Origin of the sequence: Geodermatophilus tzadiensis (assembly GCF_003002915.1) — a bacterium.
In the GTDB taxonomy this organism is placed as follows: domain Bacteria; phylum Actinomycetota; class Actinomycetes; order Mycobacteriales; family Geodermatophilaceae; genus Geodermatophilus; species Geodermatophilus tzadiensis.
Genome location: NZ_PVTG01000004.1, coordinates 115,090 through 132,190, shown reverse-complemented (window position 1 = coordinate 132,190; position 17,101 = coordinate 115,090). Strand labels below are relative to the sequence as shown.

The 17,101-nt window shown below is 77.0% G+C and carries 15 protein-coding genes; 8 read left to right on the top strand and 7 right to left on the bottom strand.

Annotated features, from left to right (window positions below; all coding sequences use genetic code 11):
- Nucleotides 1-21 precede the first annotated feature (21 nt).
- The 3 genes from LY71_RS23695 to LY71_RS07530 all read right to left on the bottom strand — a co-directional run bounded on the left by LY71_RS23695 (nt 22) and on the right by LY71_RS07530 (nt 6,345).
- Nucleotides 22-168, bottom strand: a complete 147-nt coding sequence (locus tag LY71_RS23695) for a hypothetical protein (protein WP_211297198.1) — start codon at nt 166-168, stop codon at nt 22-24.
- 203 nt (nt 169-371) lie between these two features.
- Entirely contained in the window at nt 372-5,000 is a 4,629-nt protein-coding gene (locus tag LY71_RS07535; RefSeq protein ID WP_106276346.1) for an HAD-IC family P-type ATPase, read from the bottom strand.
- 112 nt (nt 5,001-5,112) lie between these two features.
- A complete protein-coding gene (locus LY71_RS07530) occupies nt 5,113-6,345 on the bottom strand; it encodes a PucR family transcriptional regulator (protein WP_106276345.1) in 1,233 nt (410 codons plus the stop codon).
- 109 nt (nt 6,346-6,454) lie between these two features.
- On the opposite strand from LY71_RS07530, the gene LY71_RS07525 reads away from it, so the two are divergent.
- The 5 genes from LY71_RS07525 to LY71_RS23375 all read left to right on the top strand — a co-directional run bounded on the left by LY71_RS07525 (nt 6,455) and on the right by LY71_RS23375 (nt 11,545).
- Nucleotides 6,455-7,957: a flavin-containing monooxygenase gene (locus tag LY71_RS07525; RefSeq protein ID WP_106276344.1), complete on the top strand. Its 1,503-nt coding sequence runs from the start codon at nt 6,455-6,457 to the stop codon at nt 7,955-7,957.
- Nucleotides 7,954-8,901 (top strand): alpha/beta fold hydrolase, encoded by a 948-nt coding sequence (locus LY71_RS07520; protein ID WP_245887746.1) that lies wholly within the window; start codon nt 7,954-7,956, stop codon nt 8,899-8,901. Before LY71_RS07525 ends, LY71_RS07520 begins: the two co-directional genes overlap by 4 nt.
- Nucleotides 8,898-9,749: an SDR family NAD(P)-dependent oxidoreductase gene (locus LY71_RS07515; RefSeq protein WP_106276343.1), complete on the top strand. Its 852-nt coding sequence runs from the start codon at nt 8,898-8,900 to the stop codon at nt 9,747-9,749. Before LY71_RS07520 ends, LY71_RS07515 begins: the two co-directional genes overlap by 4 nt.
- 20 nt (nt 9,750-9,769) lie before the next feature.
- Nucleotides 9,770-10,966, top strand: a complete 1,197-nt coding sequence (locus tag LY71_RS07510) for an AGE family epimerase/isomerase (protein WP_245887745.1) — start codon at nt 9,770-9,772, stop codon at nt 10,964-10,966.
- 372 nt (nt 10,967-11,338) lie between these two features.
- Entirely contained in the window at nt 11,339-11,545 is a 207-nt protein-coding gene (locus tag LY71_RS23375) for a hypothetical protein (protein ID WP_170121258.1), read from the top strand.
- Nucleotides 11,546-11,794: 249 nt separating this feature from the next.
- On the opposite strand, the gene LY71_RS07500 is transcribed toward LY71_RS23375, so the two are convergent.
- Nucleotides 11,795-12,205 carry a DUF6221 family protein gene (locus tag LY71_RS07500; RefSeq protein ID WP_106276341.1) on the bottom strand — a complete coding sequence of 137 codons (411 nt, stop codon included), beginning with the start codon at nt 12,203-12,205 and terminating at the stop codon, nt 11,795-11,797.
- A gap of 66 nt (nt 12,206-12,271) precedes the next feature.
- Between LY71_RS07500 and LY71_RS07495 the strand changes: the two genes are divergently transcribed.
- Nucleotides 12,272-12,907: a CG0192-related protein gene (locus LY71_RS07495; protein ID WP_106276340.1), complete on the top strand. Its 636-nt coding sequence runs from the start codon at nt 12,272-12,274 to the stop codon at nt 12,905-12,907.
- A gap of 36 nt (nt 12,908-12,943) precedes the next feature.
- Nucleotides 12,944-13,246: a hypothetical protein gene (locus LY71_RS07490; protein WP_106276339.1), complete on the top strand. Its 303-nt coding sequence runs from the start codon at nt 12,944-12,946 to the stop codon at nt 13,244-13,246.
- 213 nt (nt 13,247-13,459) lie between these two features.
- On the opposite strand, the gene LY71_RS07485 is transcribed toward LY71_RS07490, so the two are convergent.
- Nucleotides 13,460-13,777: a hypothetical protein gene (locus LY71_RS07485; RefSeq protein ID WP_106276338.1), complete on the bottom strand. Its 318-nt coding sequence runs from the start codon at nt 13,775-13,777 to the stop codon at nt 13,460-13,462.
- A 146-nt stretch (nt 13,778-13,923) separates the two neighbouring features.
- Between LY71_RS07485 and LY71_RS07480 the strand changes: the two genes are divergently transcribed.
- Nucleotides 13,924-14,808 (top strand): bile acid:sodium symporter family protein, encoded by an 885-nt coding sequence (locus tag LY71_RS07480; RefSeq protein WP_106276337.1) that lies wholly within the window; start codon nt 13,924-13,926, stop codon nt 14,806-14,808.
- A 26-nt stretch (nt 14,809-14,834) separates the two neighbouring features.
- On the opposite strand, the gene LY71_RS07475 is transcribed toward LY71_RS07480, so the two are convergent.
- Nucleotides 14,835-15,665, bottom strand: a complete 831-nt coding sequence (locus tag LY71_RS07475) for a DivIVA domain-containing protein (RefSeq protein ID WP_106276336.1) — start codon at nt 15,663-15,665, stop codon at nt 14,835-14,837.
- Nucleotides 15,662-16,801 carry a globin domain-containing protein gene (locus tag LY71_RS07470; RefSeq protein WP_106276335.1) on the bottom strand — a complete coding sequence of 380 codons (1,140 nt, stop codon included), beginning with the start codon at nt 16,799-16,801 and terminating at the stop codon, nt 15,662-15,664. The genes LY71_RS07475 and LY71_RS07470 overlap by 4 nt, the downstream gene beginning before the upstream one ends.
- Between the last annotated feature and the right edge of the window lie 300 nt (nt 16,802-17,101).

Sequence of the window (17,101 nt, the reverse complement as noted above, 5' to 3'; positions counted from 1 at the left end):
CGCACCAGGACTGCCGGGCCTTCAGCGCGGCGACTGCTCCAGCTCGACGGCCTTCTGCTCCCGCGACAGCAGCGCCACCGGCAGCCGCCGCAGCTCCGGCGGCTCGGTCACGAGCAGGTCGAACAGACCGCCGTCGCACGACGGCGCGTCCTCCCCGATCTGCTCCACGGGACGAACCCACGACCGGGGTACGACAGTTCCCGCAGGTCGACGGCGAGAGGAGGGAAGGGATCGCAGGAGGCGCCTCGCTGAGGGTGTGACCGGGTCGGCACCCCGATCTCCGCCGTCACCGGCCCGGGCGGGAGGACGATGGGGAGGAGACCGACGAGAGGAGGAGCCGTGCAGGCAGAGCTGAGCGAGTTGCACGAGGACTACGTCTGGCGGGTCAACCGGGCCGTCGCCGAGGACCGCGCGGACGTCGTCCGCGAGCTGTACGAGGAGTACTTCGAGGCGGCGCTGGAGCGCATCCTCGCCACCGCCTGAGCCGCGGCCGGCGTCCGCAGCAGCTCCGCGCCGGCGGTGCCCGCGGCGGCCCAGGCCAGGACCAGCAGCCACGACAGCGGGTCCAGCGGCCGGCAGCCGAAGAACCGGCTGACCCCCGGCGTCTGGACGACGGCGGCCAGCGCCAGCAGCGAGCCCGCGGCCGTCGCCAGCACCAGCGGGCTGCGCCGCCCCGACCACGCGGTCTGCCCGAGCTGGGTGGCGATGAGCGCGGCCAGCCCCATCGTGCCGGCGTGCCGCCGGCCGGCCAGCCGCCCGGTGGCCCACGCGCCGGTCGCCCCGGCCGCCGTCGCCACCCCGCGGACGGCGACCAGCTCCCGCACCGACGCGGTGAAGCCCCGCTGCGGGCCGGCCGCCAGCACCGCCTGCAGCGGGTGCCCGGCCAGCGGGCCGCCGTCGGACGACGGGGCGGCGGTGCGCGGCGCGGCCACCGCGACCGCGAGCGCGGGGAACATGTCGGTGAGCAGGTTGACCAGGAGCAGCTGGCGGGTCCCCAGCGGTGACCGCCCGCCGAACGCGGTGCCGAGGACGGTGAACCCGACCTCGCCGGCGTTGCCCCCGACGAGGATGGCCACCGCGTCGCGCACCCGCGACCACAGTGCCCGGCCCTCGGCGACGGCGTCGACCAGCCGGGTCAGGTCGGCGTCGGTGACCACCAGGTCGGCCGCGCTGCGCGCCGCGGGCGACTCCGCGCCGGCCACCCCCACGCCCACGTCGGCCAGCCGGATCGCCGCGGCGTCGTTCACGCCGTCGCCGGTCATCGCCAGGGTGGCGCCGGCTCTGCGCAGCGCGCCGACCAGCAGCACCTTCTGCTCCGGCGACAGCCGGGCGAACACCGCGGCGTCGGCCACCAGCCGGGCCCGCTCGGCCTCCGACGCGCGGGCCAGCTGGGCGCCGGTGACCACCCGGTCGGCACCGGGTACGCCGGCCTGGGCGGCGATCGCGGCGGCGGTCTCGGGGTGGTCGCCGGTGGCCACCAGCACCCGCACCCCGGCCGCGCGCAGCTGCTCGACCGCGGCCGCCGACGACGGCCGCACCGTGTCGGCCAGACCGACCAGCCCGCGCAGGGTGAGCTCCTCGGCGGCGGCCTCCAGGTCGTCGGGGCGCCCGTCGACGGCGCGGTCGGCGACGGCGAGCACCCGCAGCCCCGCGCACGCCAGCTCCTGCACCCGCGCCGCGGCGTCCCCGGGCTCCGCGCAGCGGCGGAGCACCACCTCCGGGGCGCCCTTGACCACCAGCCGGCCCCCGCGCAGCGCGGCGGAGAAGCCGCGGCCGGTGGCGAAGGGCACGCTGGCCTCCGGCGCCTCGTCCGCGGCCACCCCGCGGTCGCGCGCGGCCGTGACGACGGCGCGGTCGGTCTCGTGCGCCTCGTCGTCGCCGGCGCCGACGGCCGCGGCGGCCAGCCCGAGCAGCGCGTCCTCCTCCGCCCCGTCGCCGTCGAGCGGGAGGAGGCGGACCACCTGCAGCCGGTTCTCCGTCAGCGTGCCGGTCTTGTCGAAGCAGACGGTGTCCACCCGGCCCAGCGCCTCGAGCACCCGCGCGCTGCGGACGACGGCGCCGCGCCCCGACAGGCGCCGCGCCGCGGCCTGCTGCGCGACGGTGGCCACCAGCGGCAGCCCCTCCGGCACCGCGGCGACCGCCACGGCCACCCCGGCGCCGACCGCCTCGCGCAGCGGCCGCCGCCACAGCACGCCCAGCGCGGTCACCGCGGCACCGCCGGCCAGCGTCAGGGGCAGCACCGAGCGGGTCAGCTCGGCCAGCCGCGACTGCACCCCGGCTGGCGGCGGCCCGCTGCCGGCGGCGCGGGTGGCGCGCCCGGCCTGGGTGGCCGACCCGACGGCGACGACCACCGCGCGGCCACTGCCGGCCACCACGGTGGTGCCGTCGAAGAGCACGCACCGGCGGTCGGCGACGTCGGCGCCGGGGGTGGCGGCCACCGACTTGGCCACGGCCAGCGACTCCCCGGTCAGGCTCGACTCGTCGACCTCCAGGTCCTCGGCCGCCAGCAGCCGGGCGTCGGCGGCCACCACGTCGCCGGAGGACACCACGACCACGTCGCCCACCCGCAGCTCGCCGGCCGGCACCTCCTCCACGCCGCCGTCGCGCTCGCGGCGCACCCGCACGTCCTGCTCGAGCAGCAGCGACTCCAGCGCGGTCTCCGCCCGCACCCGCTGCAGCGCCCCGAGCAGCGCGTTGCCCACCGTCACGCTGCCGACCAGCACCGCGTCGGCGCTCTCGCCGAGCACGGCGGTCGCACCGGCGCCGGCGCCGAGGACGGGGGTCAGCGGGTCGGTGAGCTCCGCGGCCACGGTGCGGGCGAACCGGGCCGGGCCGCGCAGCAGCGCCGCGCCCCGGACCGGGCGGCGCCGCCGCGGCTCGGGTGCCGCGGGCAGCGCGGCGAGCCGGCGGACGACGTCGTCGGGGTCGAGCGCGTGCCACGGCGTGTGCACCGAGGGTGCGGGGTCGGGACGACGGGCGACCCGCACCGCCGTCCACGCGCCGTCGAGCAGGGTCGCGACCGTGGCGGTCTTGCCCGGGGTGGTGGCCTTGCGCTGGCCGTAGAGGGGCGAGCCGACGGCGGCCAGCAGGGTGCCCAGGACGTTGCCGGTCAGCGCGCTCTGCACGGCCCGGCGGCTGACCGCGCGGGCGTCGGCGGTGGCGGCCACGAGCCGGCAGACCGGCGCCAGCCCCGGGCCGGTGAGCAGGTCGGCGCCCCACGCCGGCGTGCGGCCCGGGCCGACCGGGGCGATGCCGACGTCGGCGGCCAGCAGCGCGGCCGCGTCGAGCGCGGACACCAGCAGCACGCCGTGCCCCTCGCCCTGCAGCCGGCGGACGACGCCGGCCAGCGGCTCGCCGTCGGTCACCACCTGCCCGGCCATGCCGGCCAGCTCGCGGGCGCCGGCGTGCGCGGTGAGCACCAGCAGGTGCCCGGCCGAGACCGCCGCGCTGAGCAGCGCCTCGGCGTGCGGGTCGAGCTCGGGGGCGACGAGCACGGTCCCGACCCGGCGGCGCCCGGCGTACAGCGCCCGCTGCTGCCCGCCGTCCGGTGCCGTCCGCGGCGGCCCGAGCCGGGTGCCGCCGTCGCCGCCGTCGTCCAGCAGGTGCGAGGCCGCCGTCCACACCCGGGCGTCGTCCCACCCGTCGGCCTCGGCGGTGGCCTCCAGCACCACCGACGGGCCGGTGCACAGCGCCGCCCCGTCGACGACCACGCAGTCGACCCGGTCCAGGCGGCGGTACACCGACCCGTCCATCGGGACGACGCCGGCGCGGCACAGCAGCAGGTCCAGCGTGGCGGCGAAGGACTCCCGGCCCTGCAGCGCCGCCTTGGGGCTGAGCGCCTTGACCAGGTCGGCCGCGCGCCCGGGCCGCCGGGTCAACGCCAGGACGGCGACCGCGGCGGCCGTGGTGGCCGGGCCCGTCCGCGCCCGGTACCGCTCCAGCACCCCGGGCCGCAGGGGCTCGGGCCGCGGTCCGGCGTCGACGGCCTTCGGCGGGTCCTCGTCCGGGTGCGGCCGGCACAGCTCCTCCTCGCGCCGGCACCAGACCTGGCGGCGGGCGCGCGCCTCCAGCGCCTGCTGCAGCGAGGAGACGGCGTTGAGGGCCGGCACCGTGGAGCTCTGGGTGAGCGCGTGCAGGCCGGCCGACAGCGCGTCGAGGGCCAGCCCGGTGCCGACGCCGCCGATCCGCCGGGTGAGCGCGCGGGTCAGCCAGTCCTGCGCGTCGAGCAGCGGCAGGAGGAGGGTGACGTGCCGGGACAGCGGCGGCACCGGTGTCACCCGGCCCAGCGCGGCCAGGCCGACGGCGAGCAGGTCGGCGGTGGCCGAGGTGAGCGCGGCCAGCACCGGCTCGAGGTCGGCGGGGTGGTCCTCGCGCTCGGGCAGCCCGGCGTCGCCGGCGACCGCCTCGTGCAGCGCGCCGACGGTGTCGACGACGTCGTCGACACCGACCCGGCCCTCGTCGACGGCGACCAGCACCCGGCCGACCACCTCGTTGACCGCCGCCCACCGCACGCCCTCGAGGCTCTCGAGCCGCTCGCGCAGCGTCCGGCCGGCGTCGGGCGGGGCGTCCGGCGCGGGCTCGGGGACCTCGACCTGCACCACTCCCGGCCCGGCCCACACCCGCGGGGTGCGGCGCGCCTGCGGCGGCTCGAGCATCCCCGTGACGACGTCGGCGAGCTCCCGGACGTGACCGGTGGGCAGCGGGTCGGCACCGGTGACCAGCCGGCCGACCGCGCGCACGCCCGGCCGCGCCACCGCCTTGACCCCGGGTCCGGCGACGGACCGGGCGAGACCGGCCGAGCGGCCGGCGACCGCGGCGGAGAGGTCCGCGGCGGCGCGCACCGTGCGGACCGACGTCCGCGCCGACGTGCGCACCGTGGCACCCAGCAGGTCCGCCCCGACGACCGCCGGCACGGCGGCCAGGCCGGCGCCGGTCACCGCCAGGCGGGCCGCCCCGGACAGCGCGGCGCGCGCCGTGCCGTACCGCGGCAGGAGGCTCACCGGAGGACCCCCGGCTCCCCGGCCGTCGCCTGCCGTCCGCCCATCGTCGGCCTCCCGGTCCCTCACCGCTCATCCTGCTCGGGATCGTCCGGATCCGCACCGGGGAACGGCGTCAGCCGGCGGTGCCCCGCCAGCGCAGCACCTCCAGCGCGGCGGCGACGCCGAGCACGTCCTCGGCCAGCGGGCGCGGGAGCAGCTCGTCGGCGCGCGCCAGGCGGCGCAGCACGGTGTTGCGGTGGGTGTAGAGGCGGGTGGCGGTGCGCGAGGCGTTGCCCAGTTCGCGCACGTAGGTCAGCACGGTGTCGCGGGTGTCGGCGTCGGCGGTGGCCAGGGCGCCGAGGGTGTCGGCGAGGAACTCGTCGACGGCGGTGGGCTCGCTGGTCAGCAGGGCCACCAGCTGGACGTCCTCGTAGCGGGCCACCTGCTGCGGGGAGGTGAGCCGGGCCAGCATCCGCTGGGTGGTGGCGGCGTCGAGGTGGCTGCGGCGGAAGCCCTCGACGTCCCGGCCGGGGCGCCCCACGGCCAGCCGGACGTCGGGCGCACCGGCCAGCGCGGCGGCGAGGTCGGCGGTGCGCGGCGCGGTGCCCACCGGCAGCCACACCCACAGCGCCGCGGCGCTGGCCACGACGGTGAGCCGGTGCGGCGCGCCGGCGGCCCGCACCGCCGCCTCCGCCGCGGCCTCCAGCTGCTCGGGCGCGGCGCGGTCCGACCCGCTCGACACGATGACGGCGGTGTGCGGGCCGGACAGGCGGTAGCCCAGCTGCGCCTCCGCGCGGGCGCGGCCCAGCGGGGCGCCCTCCAGCAGCAGGGTGACCGCCGCGCGCCGGTCGGCGTGCGCGCCACGGGTGAGCTCGGCCCGCTCGGCGGCCATCCGCTCGGACACCGCGGCGACGGTGTCCTCGACGAAGGTGGTGATCGACAGCGCGGAGACGTCGAGCAGCGCGCGCAGCTCCGCGGGGTCGGCGGTCAGCTCGAAGCAGATCTCCATCCACCGCCGCCAGGCCACGCCCTGCCCGGTGCGGTAGGTGTCCAGCCCGCTCTCGTCGAGCCCGCGGCGCACGAGGTCGCGGGCGGCCTCGAGCACCTCCGGCTCGGTGTCCACCGGCACCCGGGCACCGGGCCGCTGCACGTTGGCCCGCGCCCAGTGCAGCAGGTTGGCCTGCGTGGCCCGCCGGGTCGCCGCGGCCAGCACCGGGTCCTCGGCCACCGGCCGCATGCGGCTGCCCGCCAGCGCCGCGGCCTGCACGTCGGCCACCCACTCCGCCCGCGAGTCCAGCGCCACCTCCGCGCCGCGCCGGAACAGCTCGCGCACCCGCGGGGAGACCTCGGGCCAGTCGTCGGTCACCGGGGCAGTGTGCACCGCAGGACGCCCATCCTGGTGCACGTCGTGCTGGCGGGAGGGCAGCCGGGCCACCGATGGTGGGAGGACGCCGTCCCCCACCCCTGGAGCCCGGATGTCCTCCGCCCCGCCGCCGCCCGCCCCCGAGCACCTCGACGTCGTCGTCGTCGGGGCCGGCATCTCCGGCATCGGCGCCGCGCGCTACCTGACCACCGAGCTGCCGCAGAAGTCCTTCACCGTCCTGGAGGCGCGCGGCACCTCCGGCGGCACGTGGGACCTGTTCACCTACCCGGGCATCCGGTCGGACTCCGACCTGCACACCTTCGGTTACGAGTTCAAGCCCTGGCGCGACCGGCAGTCGATCGCTGACGCCCCGCGGATCCTCGACTACCTGCGCGAGACGATCACCGAGAACGGCCTCGACGCGCACATCCGCTTCCACCGCAGGGTCGTCGGCGTGTCCTGGTCGTCGGCCGACGCGCGCTGGACCGTCGACGTCGAGCACACCGACACCGGCGAGCGCAGCACGCTGACCGCCGGCTGGGTGTTCGTCGCCGGCGGCTACTACCGCTACGACGAGGGCTTCACCCCGCACTTCGAGGGCCGCGAGCGCTTCCGCGGGACCGTCGTCCACCCGCAGCACTGGCCCGCCGACCTCGAGTACTCGGGCAAGCGGGTCGTCGTGATCGGCAGCGGCGCCACCGCCGTCACCCTGGTCCCGGCCATGGCCGCCACCGCCGAGCGGGTGACGATGCTGCAGCGCACCCCCACCTACGTGCTGCCCGTCCCGCGCGAGGACAAGGTCGCCGCCCTGCTGCGGCGGTGGTTCGGCGACGAGCGCGGCTACGCGCTGACCCGCCGCAAGAACATCGCCCAGCAGCGGGCGGTCTACCGGTTCTGCCAGAAGCACCCGCAGGCCGCGCGCAAGCTCATCCGCCGGATCAACACCAAGCTGCTGCCCGAGGGCTTCGCCGTCGACGAGCACTTCAACCCGCCCTACGACCCGTGGGACCAGCGGCTGTGCGCCGTCCCCGACGGCGACCTCTTCCGCGCGATCCGCGAGGGGAAGGCCGACGTCGTCACCGACCGGATCGTCACCTTCACCGAGGACGGCGTGCTGCTGGAGTCCGGCCGCGAGCTGCCGGCCGACGTCATCGTCACCGCCACCGGGCTCAGCGTGCAGGCCTTCGGGGGGCTGCGGCCGGTCGTCGACGGCCGCGAGGTGGAGCTGCGGGAGACCGTCGCCTACAAGGGCATGATGCTGTCGGGCGTGCCGAACCTCGCCTTCGCGATCGGCTACACCAACAGCTCCTGGACGCTGAAGATCGGCCTGCTCTGCGAGCACTTCACCCGGCTGCTGCGGCACATGGACGAGCACGGCTACGACACCTGCACACCCGAGCCGAGCGACCCGGACATGCCGACCCGGCCGTTCCTCGACTTCGCCGCCGGCTACATCCGGCGCGCCGTCGACCTCCTCCCCCGCCAGGGCGACCGGATGCCGTGGCTGACCTCGATGGACTACGCCGACGACGTCAAGCTGCTCCGGGCCGACAGCGTGGTCGACCCCGAGCTCGCGTTCTCCTCCTCCCGCACCCGCGCGGCGGTGGCGGCGTGACGACGTTCCTGGAGGCACCGGAGGCCGTCGAGCACTCCGGGGACCGCTTCGTCGACCTGCCCGCCGGCCCGCGGCTGTGCCACCGGGTCGACGGTCCGGACGACGGCGAGCCGCTGCTGCTGATCGCCGGTCTCGGCATCGACCTGACGTCGTGGCCGCAGCGGATGGTGGACGCCTACCTCGAGCGCGGCTTCCGCGTCGTCCGGTTCGACAACCGCGACGTCGGCCGGTCCAGCCGCGTGGCCACCCCGCCGCCGGGCCGGCTGCGCCAGCTGCTGGCCCGCCCGCGGCCGGACGCCTACGACCTGCTCGACATGGCCGCCGACACCGTCGGCCTGCTCGACGCCCTGGGCATCGACCGGGTGCACCTGGTCGGGATGTCGATGGGCGGGATGATCGCCCAGGTCGTCGCGGCCCGGCACCCGGCGCGGGTGGCCACGCTGACGTCGGTCTTCTCGACCACCGGCTCGCGGCGGGTGGGCCAGCCGGCCCGCTCGACGGTCCTGCGACTGGCCGCCGCGGCGCCGCGCACCGTCGAGGAGCACGTGCAGCGGCACCTGGCGATGCTCGGCCACATCGGCTCGGCGACGTTCCCGCCCGACGACGAGCTCGAGCGCGCCTGGGCCGTCGGGCTGTGGGAGCGCGGCGGCGGGACCCGCGCCCGCGCCGGCGTCCCCCGCCAGATCAGCGCCATCCAGGCCTCCGGCGACCGCACCGGGGACCTGCGGCGGATCACCGCGCCGACGCTGGTCGTGCACGGCGACCGGGACCCGATGGTGCACCCGACCGGCGGCCGGGCCACCGCGGCCGCCGTCCCCGGCGCCCGGCACGTCGAGATCGCCGGGATGGGGCACCACATCGCCCCCGGCGTCGTCGACCGGCTCGTCGAGCTGACCACCGAGCACGCCCGCCAGTCCCCGACCACGACAGGAGCACCGCGATGAGCAGCGTCCACGGGAAGGTCGCCGTCGTCACCGGCGCCGGGTCCGGCATCGGCCGGGCGCTGGCCTTCGAGCTGGCCCGGCGGGGCGCGCGGCTGGCGCTGTCCGACGTCGACGAGCTGGGGCTGGCCGAGACCGCCGACCGGGCGAAGGCGCTGGGCGCGGAGGTGCACACCGCCCGGGTCGACGTGGGCGACCGCGCGGCCGTCCTCGGGTACGCCGAGGCGGTGGCCGCGCACTTCGGCGTCGTCCACCAGGTCTACAACAACGCCGGCATCGCCGGCGGGAGCGGCACGGTGCTCGACGGCGAGTGGGAGGTCTACGACCGCGTGCTGCGGGTGAACCTCTTCGGCGTCCTGCACGGCACCAAGGCGTTCCTGCCGCACCTGGTCGCCTCCGGCGACGGCCACGTGGTCAACGTCTCCAGCCTCAACGGGTACATGGCGCAGCCGTCGCTGTCGGCCTACTGCACCAGCAAGTTCGGCGTCCGCGGGTTCACCGAGACGCTGCGCGCCGAGATGCTCGCCGCCGGCCACCCGGTGCAGGTGAGCGTGGTGCACCCGGGTGGGGTGCGGACCAACATCGCGAACAACACGCTCCGGGAGGCCGAGGAGCGCGGCATCGAGGTCACCGACGAGCAGCGCGCCCGGCTGCGGACCTACAACGAGAAGCTGCTGCGCATGCCCGCCGACCAGGCCGCCCGGATCGTCGTCGACGGCGTCGAGGCCGGCCGGCCGCGCATCCTCGTGGGCAACGACGCCAAGGTGGTCGACCTGCTCGTGCGGCTGTTCCCCCGCCGGTACCCGCAGTGGCTGGTCCGCCTGGAGCAGCGCGCCACCGGCGGGCGCTGAGGAGCGCTAGCGTCCCCGGCGTGCCCTCGCTGCTGACCGGTGAGCTCGACCGGCTGCTGACCTTCGCCGCCCGCGCCCGCCGGGACGACGGGGGCTTCGGCTCCCTCGCCGCCGACGGAACGCTCGACCCCGCCCACCCCCGCGAGACCTACGTGACCGCGCGGATGACGCACGTGTTCGCACTGGCCGTGCTGCTCGGCCGGCCGGAGGCGGCTGCGCTGGCCGAACACGGCGTCGCCGCGCTCACCGGGCCCTTCCGGGACGCCGCCCACGGCGGCTGGCCGGCCTCCCCCGACGCCGACGACACCAAGGCCGCCTACGTGCACGCCTTCGTCGTGCTGGCCGGGGCGAGCGCGACGGCCGCCGGGGTGCCCGGCGGGGACGACCTGCTCGCCGACGCGCTCGACGTGTGGGACCGGCGGTTCTGGGACGACGACGCCGGCATGGCCGTCGAGGAGTGGGACGCGGCCTGGACGACGTGCTCGGGCTACCGCGGCGTCAACGCCAACATGCACGGCGTGGAGGCCGTGCTGGCCGCGGCCGACGCCGCTGCTCCTCGCGCCGGGGAGCTGCGGGCTCGCGCGCTGCGGGTGCTCGAGCGGGTGGTGCACGGCGAGGCCCGGTCGCGCGAGTGGCGGCTGCCCGAGCACTACGACGCCGACTGGCGCCCCGACCTGGAGTTCAACGCCGACCGGCCCTCCGACCCGTTCCGGCCGTACGGCGTCACGGTGGGGCACCAGCTGGAGTGGTCGCGGCTGGCACTGCACGCCCGGGCGGCACTCGGCGACGGCACGCCCGGCTGGCTGCTCGACGACGCCGTGGGCCTCTACGACGCGGCCGTCAGCCGGGGCTGGCACGCCGACGGTCACGACGGCTTCGTCTACACCCTCGACTGGTCCGACCGGCCGGTGGTCGCCGCCCGCATGCACTGGGTGCTGGCCGAGGCGATCGGCGCGGCCGCCGTCCTCGGCCGGGTCACCGGCGACGACCGGTACGCCGATGACCTCCGCCGGTGGGACGAGCACGCCGCGCTGTTCCGCGACGACGCCGTCGGCAACTGGCACCACGAGCTCACGCCCACCGGTCAGGTCGGGACGACGACGTGGCCCGGCAAGCCCGACGCCTACCACGTGGCCCAGGCGCTGCTGCTGCCGCGGCTGCCGGTGCGGGGCAGCGTGGCGGCCGGGGTGCGCGCCGCGCTGGCCGGCGAGGACTGACCGGGGTCGCCGCTCCCCGGCCGCTGGCCCCCGAGGGGACGACACGGCCCCGGCGCGGGGGTTCAACGGCCACGCCGGGGCCGGTTCACGATCATGCGTGCCCACTGGGCGTGAGCTGAAACACACGCGCGCGCCAAGTCTGGCGGGCGGGGCGCACCCGGGACTCCCAGGGCCCCGCCCACCGGGAACTATGCGGTCCCCCTGGGACGGGCGCAACAGATGTCTCAGACGTCTACTTCCTGCACCGTGCTGATCAGCGTCCGCCTCGTGCCGTGTCCCGGCTCGCCGCGACCCCGGTGCGAGCCCGCCGATCACCTGCCTCCGCGGCGCTGAGCTGCGGGAACTGTCGTACCCCGGTCGTGGGTTTGTCTCGTGCAGGAGATCGAGGACGACGCGCCGCCGGTGGGCGGGCTCCTCGACCTGCTCGTGACCGAGCAGCCGGAGCTGCGGCGGCTGCCGGTGGCGCTGTTGTCGCGGGAGCAGAAGGCCGCCGAGCTGGCGCACGTGGCCGCGCTCAAGGCCCGGCTGGCGGCCTACGAGGCGGAGCTGGTGCTGGGGCTGGCCGACGCGGGGTGCTGACCGTGACGACACCGTCGGGCGTCACCCGCACGACGAGACCACCGGGCGTGCGACCACCACCTGCGCCGGCCGTGACCCCACCACGGCTGCCCGACCCGGCCGACGACCCGCCGCCGTTCTGACCGCACACGTCCCCGTGTCGCCAGGTCGACCTGACGCCAACTCGACGTGACGACGCGTCGACCTGTCGATCCGGCGCCACGTCGACGTGTCGCCTGCGCCGGTGGCACCACGCCCTGTGGAGGCGCCTCAGGGACGCCACTCCTCGCGGTAGTCCGGGTGGCCCGCGTGCGGCAGTGCCAGCAGGGCCAGCGCGAGCGCGGCCAGCTCGTGCTGGTCGGTGGGCTGGGGTGGGAAGTCGGGCAGGCCGCTGGGCCGGCTGCCGAGGAAGCGGGTGTCGGGGCGGACGTCGCGGCAGGCCTGCACCAGCCGGCTCAGCGCCGCGCAGTCGGCGAGGACCCGCCCCGGTCCGAAGCGGGCGGCGTGCTCGGCCGCCTCCGCCGGCACCGGGCCCGCCACGTCCCCACCGGCGGACGCGTCGGCGGCCCGGGCGGCGACCCGCTTGTCCTCCGCGATGCGGGCCATGACGAACTCGTCGAGCTCCGGTGCGGCGCCCGGCCCCAGCAGCGCCTCCGGCACGAACGCGGCCTCCGTGTCCATGGCGGCATCCTCCCGCCGGCGGGGTGCCGGCAGGGCGGTCGGCGGCGCGCCCGTAGCGTCGGCGGCATGGCCGTGATCCACCAGGCGCAGCTGTCCCCGTCGAAGCTCGAGCTGGTCGGCGGGTTCGTGCGCACCCGGCCGTGGGGCCGGGGCGCCGGACCGGTGCTGGAGCGGGTGGCCGCCTACCGCTTCGACGACCCCGACGGCGAGGTGGGCATCGAGGTGCACCTGGTGCGCGGGGCCCACGGGCGGCTCCTGCAGGTGCCGCTGACCTACCGCGGCGCCCCGGCACCCGGCCAGGAGGCGCACCTGGTCGGCACGATGCGGCACTCGGTGCTCGGCCGCCGCTGGGTGTACGACGCCTGCGGCGATCCGGTCGCCGTTCTCGCGTTCCTGCGTGCCGTGGTCGACGGCGGCACCGGCGCCGAGGAGCTGGTGGAGACCGGTGACGGCCGGTTCGTGCCGCGCGCCACCGACGCCGCCGTCACCGGCAGCGGGGAGCCGGGTCTCGCGGTGGGGCCGCTCGACGGGCTGGCCGTGCAGGACGGCGACGCCGCGACGACGGTCCGCACCGGGCCGCTGACGGTGGTGCTGCACCGCGTCCTCGACCCGGCCGCCCCGGCGACGGGCGCGGTCCTCACCGGCACCTGGGCCGGGCAACCGACCCCGGTGGTGCTGGCGACCGTCACGCCGGAGGACTGAGCGGCAGCTGTCCGGCGCGCGCGCCAGACTGGACCGGTGACCTCCCCGACGGACGGGCTGCGGGCGGCGCGGGGCGTCGTCCGCCTGCTCAACACCTCCGGCGGCGGCGTGCTGTGCCTGGCCGGCGCGGTCGACGGCGCCGCCGTCGCCTCCTTCCACCGCCGCTACGGCCGCGAGCCCGCCCGCGTGGCGGTCATCGACGCCCGCTCGGTCACCTCGCTCTCGCCGCCGGTGGTCGAGCTGCTGGTCGAGCACCTGGCGGCCGGGTACCGCGCCGGGTGCCCCGTGCTGCTGCGCCGCTCGGCGCCGGTCGAGCAGGCCCTCGCGAGTGTGATCTGAGCCGGTTCACCTCCCGTTCACGTGTCACTCGCCGCGGTGCAACGACCTGCACGGAACCTCGGAGGGGTCCGCACACCCCGAACGAGGAGGAGCCCCGTGCTCACCACCGCCCGCGCCCTGCTGCGCCGCTTCGACCAGTACACCCTCGAGGTGTTCAACCCCGGCCTGCCCTACCGACCGCGCACAGACCGCCGCCCGCAGCGGGGCTGACCCTCAGCGCCACTCCCCGCGCAGCACCGGCCACACCCGGTCGAGGTCGTCGGTGCCCGCCTGGTCCCCGTTGCACGAGACGGCGACCGCGACGCGCCGGTCGGCCGACACGGCGAAGCCACTGAGGAAGCCGGCCCACGAGCCGGAGTGGGACAGCGGCCCGGTGCGCTCGACGAAGAGCCCCGCGCCGTACCCCGTACCGCCCTCGACCGGGACCGGGTCCTCCACCTGGGCGGCCAGCAGTTCCGGGCCGCCGAGCGCCCCGGTGCGGGAGACGCCGGCCCGTCGCCGACCTGCCCGGAGCGCGCCGGGAGGAGGCACACGGCGAGCGGCGTCGCGGCGCGGGAGGAGCGGCGTCCGGACGGGGGCGCATCCTCCCGTCGGGGACTGGCCCGCGGGGCCGCGGCTCGGCCAGGATCGCGCCGAGAGCCGCGGCGACGGAGCCGCGGCCGTCCCGGAGGTCGTCCATGGACTCGGCGCTCGCCACCGTCGCGCTGCCCCTCGCCCTGGCCGTGGTGATGCTCGGCCTGGGCCTGTCGCTCACCGTCGACGACTTCGTGCGGGTCACCCGCCGTCCCCGCGCCGCGGTGGTCGCGCTGGTGCTGCAGGTCGTCGTCCTGCCGGTGATCTGCCTGGGCCTGGTCCTCGCCGCCGGCCTGGACCCGCTGCTGGCGGTCGGGATGATGCTGCTGGCGGCCTCCCCCGGCGGGACGACGGCCAACCTGTTCAGCCACCTTTTCCGCGGCGACGTCGCCCTCAACGTCTCCCTGACGGCGGTCAACTCGCTGCTGGCCGTGGTCACGCTGCCGCTGGTCACCAACCTCGCCGTCGCCGTCTTCGACCCCCCCGGCGCGGGCGCGATCGGCCTGCAGTTCGGCAAGACGGTGCAGGTCTTCGCGATCGTGCTGGTGCCGGTGGCCGTCGGCATGCTGGTCCGCCGCGCGCGGCCGGCCTTCGCCGACCGGATGGACCGGCCGGTGCGGATCGCCTCGGCGGTCGTCCTGGCGCTGGTCATCGCCGGCACGATCGTCGCCGAGCGCGAGAACGTGGTCGGCTACCTGCAGCAGGTGGGCGTCGTCGTCCTGGTGTTCTGCCTGACCAGCCTGCTGCTCGGCTTCGGCGTCCCCCGGCTGCTCGGCGTCGGGCACCGGCAGGCCGTCGCCTGCGCCTTCGAGATCGGCGTGCACAACAGCACGCTGGCCATCGCCATCGCGATCACCGTGCTCGGCAGCGTGCAGCTCGCCGTACCCGCCGCGGTCTACGGCGTGGTGATGTTCCCAGTGGCCGCACTGGTCGGCTACGCGGTCACCCGCTCGTCCCGGTCGCGGTCCGGGGCGTCGGTCGCGCCCTGAGGTGCCGGCCGAGCGAGCCCCGCGGCTCACTGCCGCGGGCGCGCTCCGGCCTCGTCGTCCTGGTGGTCCTGGCGCAGCGCGTCCTCGCTGAGCAGCACCGCTGCCGCCTCCACGGTCCTCGGCTCGATCTCGCCCACCGGCACGGCGGCGGGAGCCGGCACGGCGGGGGCCGGCGCACCCGACGGTGCGGCGGCAGCCGGCGGGCGCTGCACCCGGGGACGGGCCGACGCGGCCGGCACGCCCTCCGGGTGCGCGGCGCCCCACTCGCGCTCGACGTCGTCGAGCAGGGCCTCGAGGTAGGCGCGCAACTGCGTCCGGCAGGCCTGGCCGAAGGCCTGCAGGTAGAGCACCTGCTCCTGCAGCTCCGCGGCCGTGCGGGAGTCCCCGCCGTCCTCGAGCGTGCCCGAAGCGGCGGCCTGGGCGGAGATCACGGCGGCGGCCTCCTGCGCCGCCTGGATCATCGCGCCGACCTTCTCGCGCGCCTGCCGCACCTGGTCCTCGTAGTGCTCGCGGGCCTCGGTGGTCACCACGCGACTGAGGGCCTCCGCCTCGGCCACGTACTGGTCAGCGGTCTGCTGGGCCGCCGCGAGGATGCCCACGGCCTGGGTCGAGGGCGCCTCGTGCCGCTGCTCGCCGTCGACGCGGGCCTGCAGCTCGTGCACCCGGTCCCGCAGCTCGGCCTTCTCCGCGTGCAGCGTGGCCAGTTCCTCGCCCACGCGGTCGAGGAAGCGGTCGACCTGGGTGTCGTCGTACCCGGGGTGGAAGACGGTGGCCCGGCCGAACCGCACGTCGCGGACGTCGGCGGGGGTCAGTCGCCGTCCGCCGGTCCACGCGGCGGACTCGGTGGTCGTGGTCATGTGGTCACCTTTCCGTCAACGTCCGGCCCCGGGCGGCTGGGGGCGAAGACCTCGGTGCGGATGCGGTCCCGGGGCAGGCCGTGCTGCAGCAGTCGTTCGACGGTGTCGTCGACCATCGCCGGCGGACCGGCGACGTAGGCCTCCCGGCTGCCCCACGGCCCGGAACGCGCCACCACGTCACCGACGTTGCCGTGCGTCAGCTGCGAGTGCTCGTCCTCGGAGACGGCCACGGTGACGGTGAGCCAGGGGTGCTCGCGCTCGAGCCGGGCCAGGTCCGCCCGGTCGTAGAGGTCGTCCTCGAGGCGGACGCCGACGAACAGGTCCACCCGCCGGGGCGGGGCGGTGCGGGCGACGTGGTCGACGATCGCCTTGAGCGGTGCCAGCCCCGTGCCGCCCGCCACCAGCAGCAGGTCGCGGTCGGACTCGGGGTCGAAGCGCAGGTGGTCCACCGGGGGACCCAGGCGGAGCACGTCCCCGACGTCGACCTGCCGCACCAGCGCGGTGCTCACCGGCCCGCCGGGCCGCGCCCGTGCGTGGATCTCCAGCTCGCCGTCGGGCCGGTGGGCGTTGGCCGGTGAGTAGTAGCGCCACAACCGCGGCCGCCGCTCCGTCTCCAGCGAGATCGACTCCCCGGGGCGGTAAGGCAGCGGGACCACCGGTCGCAGGCGCAGGACGGCGGTGTCGACGGTGCGCCGCTCGTGCGCGACGACCTCGGCCTCCCACCAGGGCGGCTGGTCGGCCATCTCGTCGGCGGCCTCCACCATCACCGAGGCGACCAGCTCGTAGGCCGCCGTCCAGTCCGCGGCCAGCGCGTCGTCCCAGTCGTCGTCGAAGTGCTCGAGCGTGGCGAGCAGGCTCGCCCCCACCGCGGGGTAGTGCTCGGCCACCGTCCCGAACTTGCGGTGGTCGCGCCCGAGCTGCTGCAGGATCGGCACGAGGGAGTCCAGGTCGTCGACCCGGGCGACCACCTCGCCCAGCGCGGCGAACAGCCGGTCGCGCTGGTGCGCCATCGAGACCGGGAACATCTGCCGGGTCTCGGGGTGGGCGAGGAACAGGTGCGCGTAGAACCACAGCGGCGCCTCGTCCCCGGCGGCCGCGGCCTTGGCGAAGTTCGCCCGCATCGCGGGAATGTCCACGAACGCCCCCCGTGAACCGGCGACGTGCGGCCCGGCCGGCCGGCCGGACCGTCGGGACGCCACCGCCCCGTGCTGCCGCGGTCACCGCCCCGTGAGGACCCCTCCGGCCCGCTGTACTGCGGGTTCACGCGGACGACGAGGAGTCCGGGCGCACTCTAACCACGGCTCCCGGCCGGCGGCTAGACCTGTACCGGTACCTCCACGGTCGCTTTCCGCAGTCGCTCCTGGCAGGGTCGCGCGCGGGGAGCGCCGGTCCGCCGGCGCCCCTCCCCCTGGCCGGCCGGGACGGGCGGGCACGGT

Bases quoted from the DNA above. Each gene is read 5' to 3' on its own strand.
- LY71_RS07500 (WP_106276341.1), bottom strand. From the start codon at position 12,205: ATGGACACGGAGGCCGCGTTCGTGCCGGAGGCGCTGCTGGGGCCGGGC.
- LY71_RS07515 (WP_106276343.1), top strand. From the start codon at position 8,898: ATGAGCAGCGTCCACGGGAAGGTCGCCGTCGTCACCGGCGCCGGGTCC.
- LY71_RS07495 (WP_106276340.1), top strand. From the start codon at position 12,272: ATGGCCGTGATCCACCAGGCGCAGCTGTCCCCGTCGAAGCTCGAGCTG.
- LY71_RS07525 (WP_106276344.1), top strand. From the start codon at position 6,455: ATGTCCTCCGCCCCGCCGCCGCCCGCCCCCGAGCACCTCGACGTCGTC.
- LY71_RS07480 (WP_106276337.1), top strand. From the start codon at position 13,924: ATGGACTCGGCGCTCGCCACCGTCGCGCTGCCCCTCGCCCTGGCCGTG.
- LY71_RS07475 (WP_106276336.1), bottom strand. From the start codon at position 15,665: ATGACCACGACCACCGAGTCCGCCGCGTGGACCGGCGGACGGCGACTG.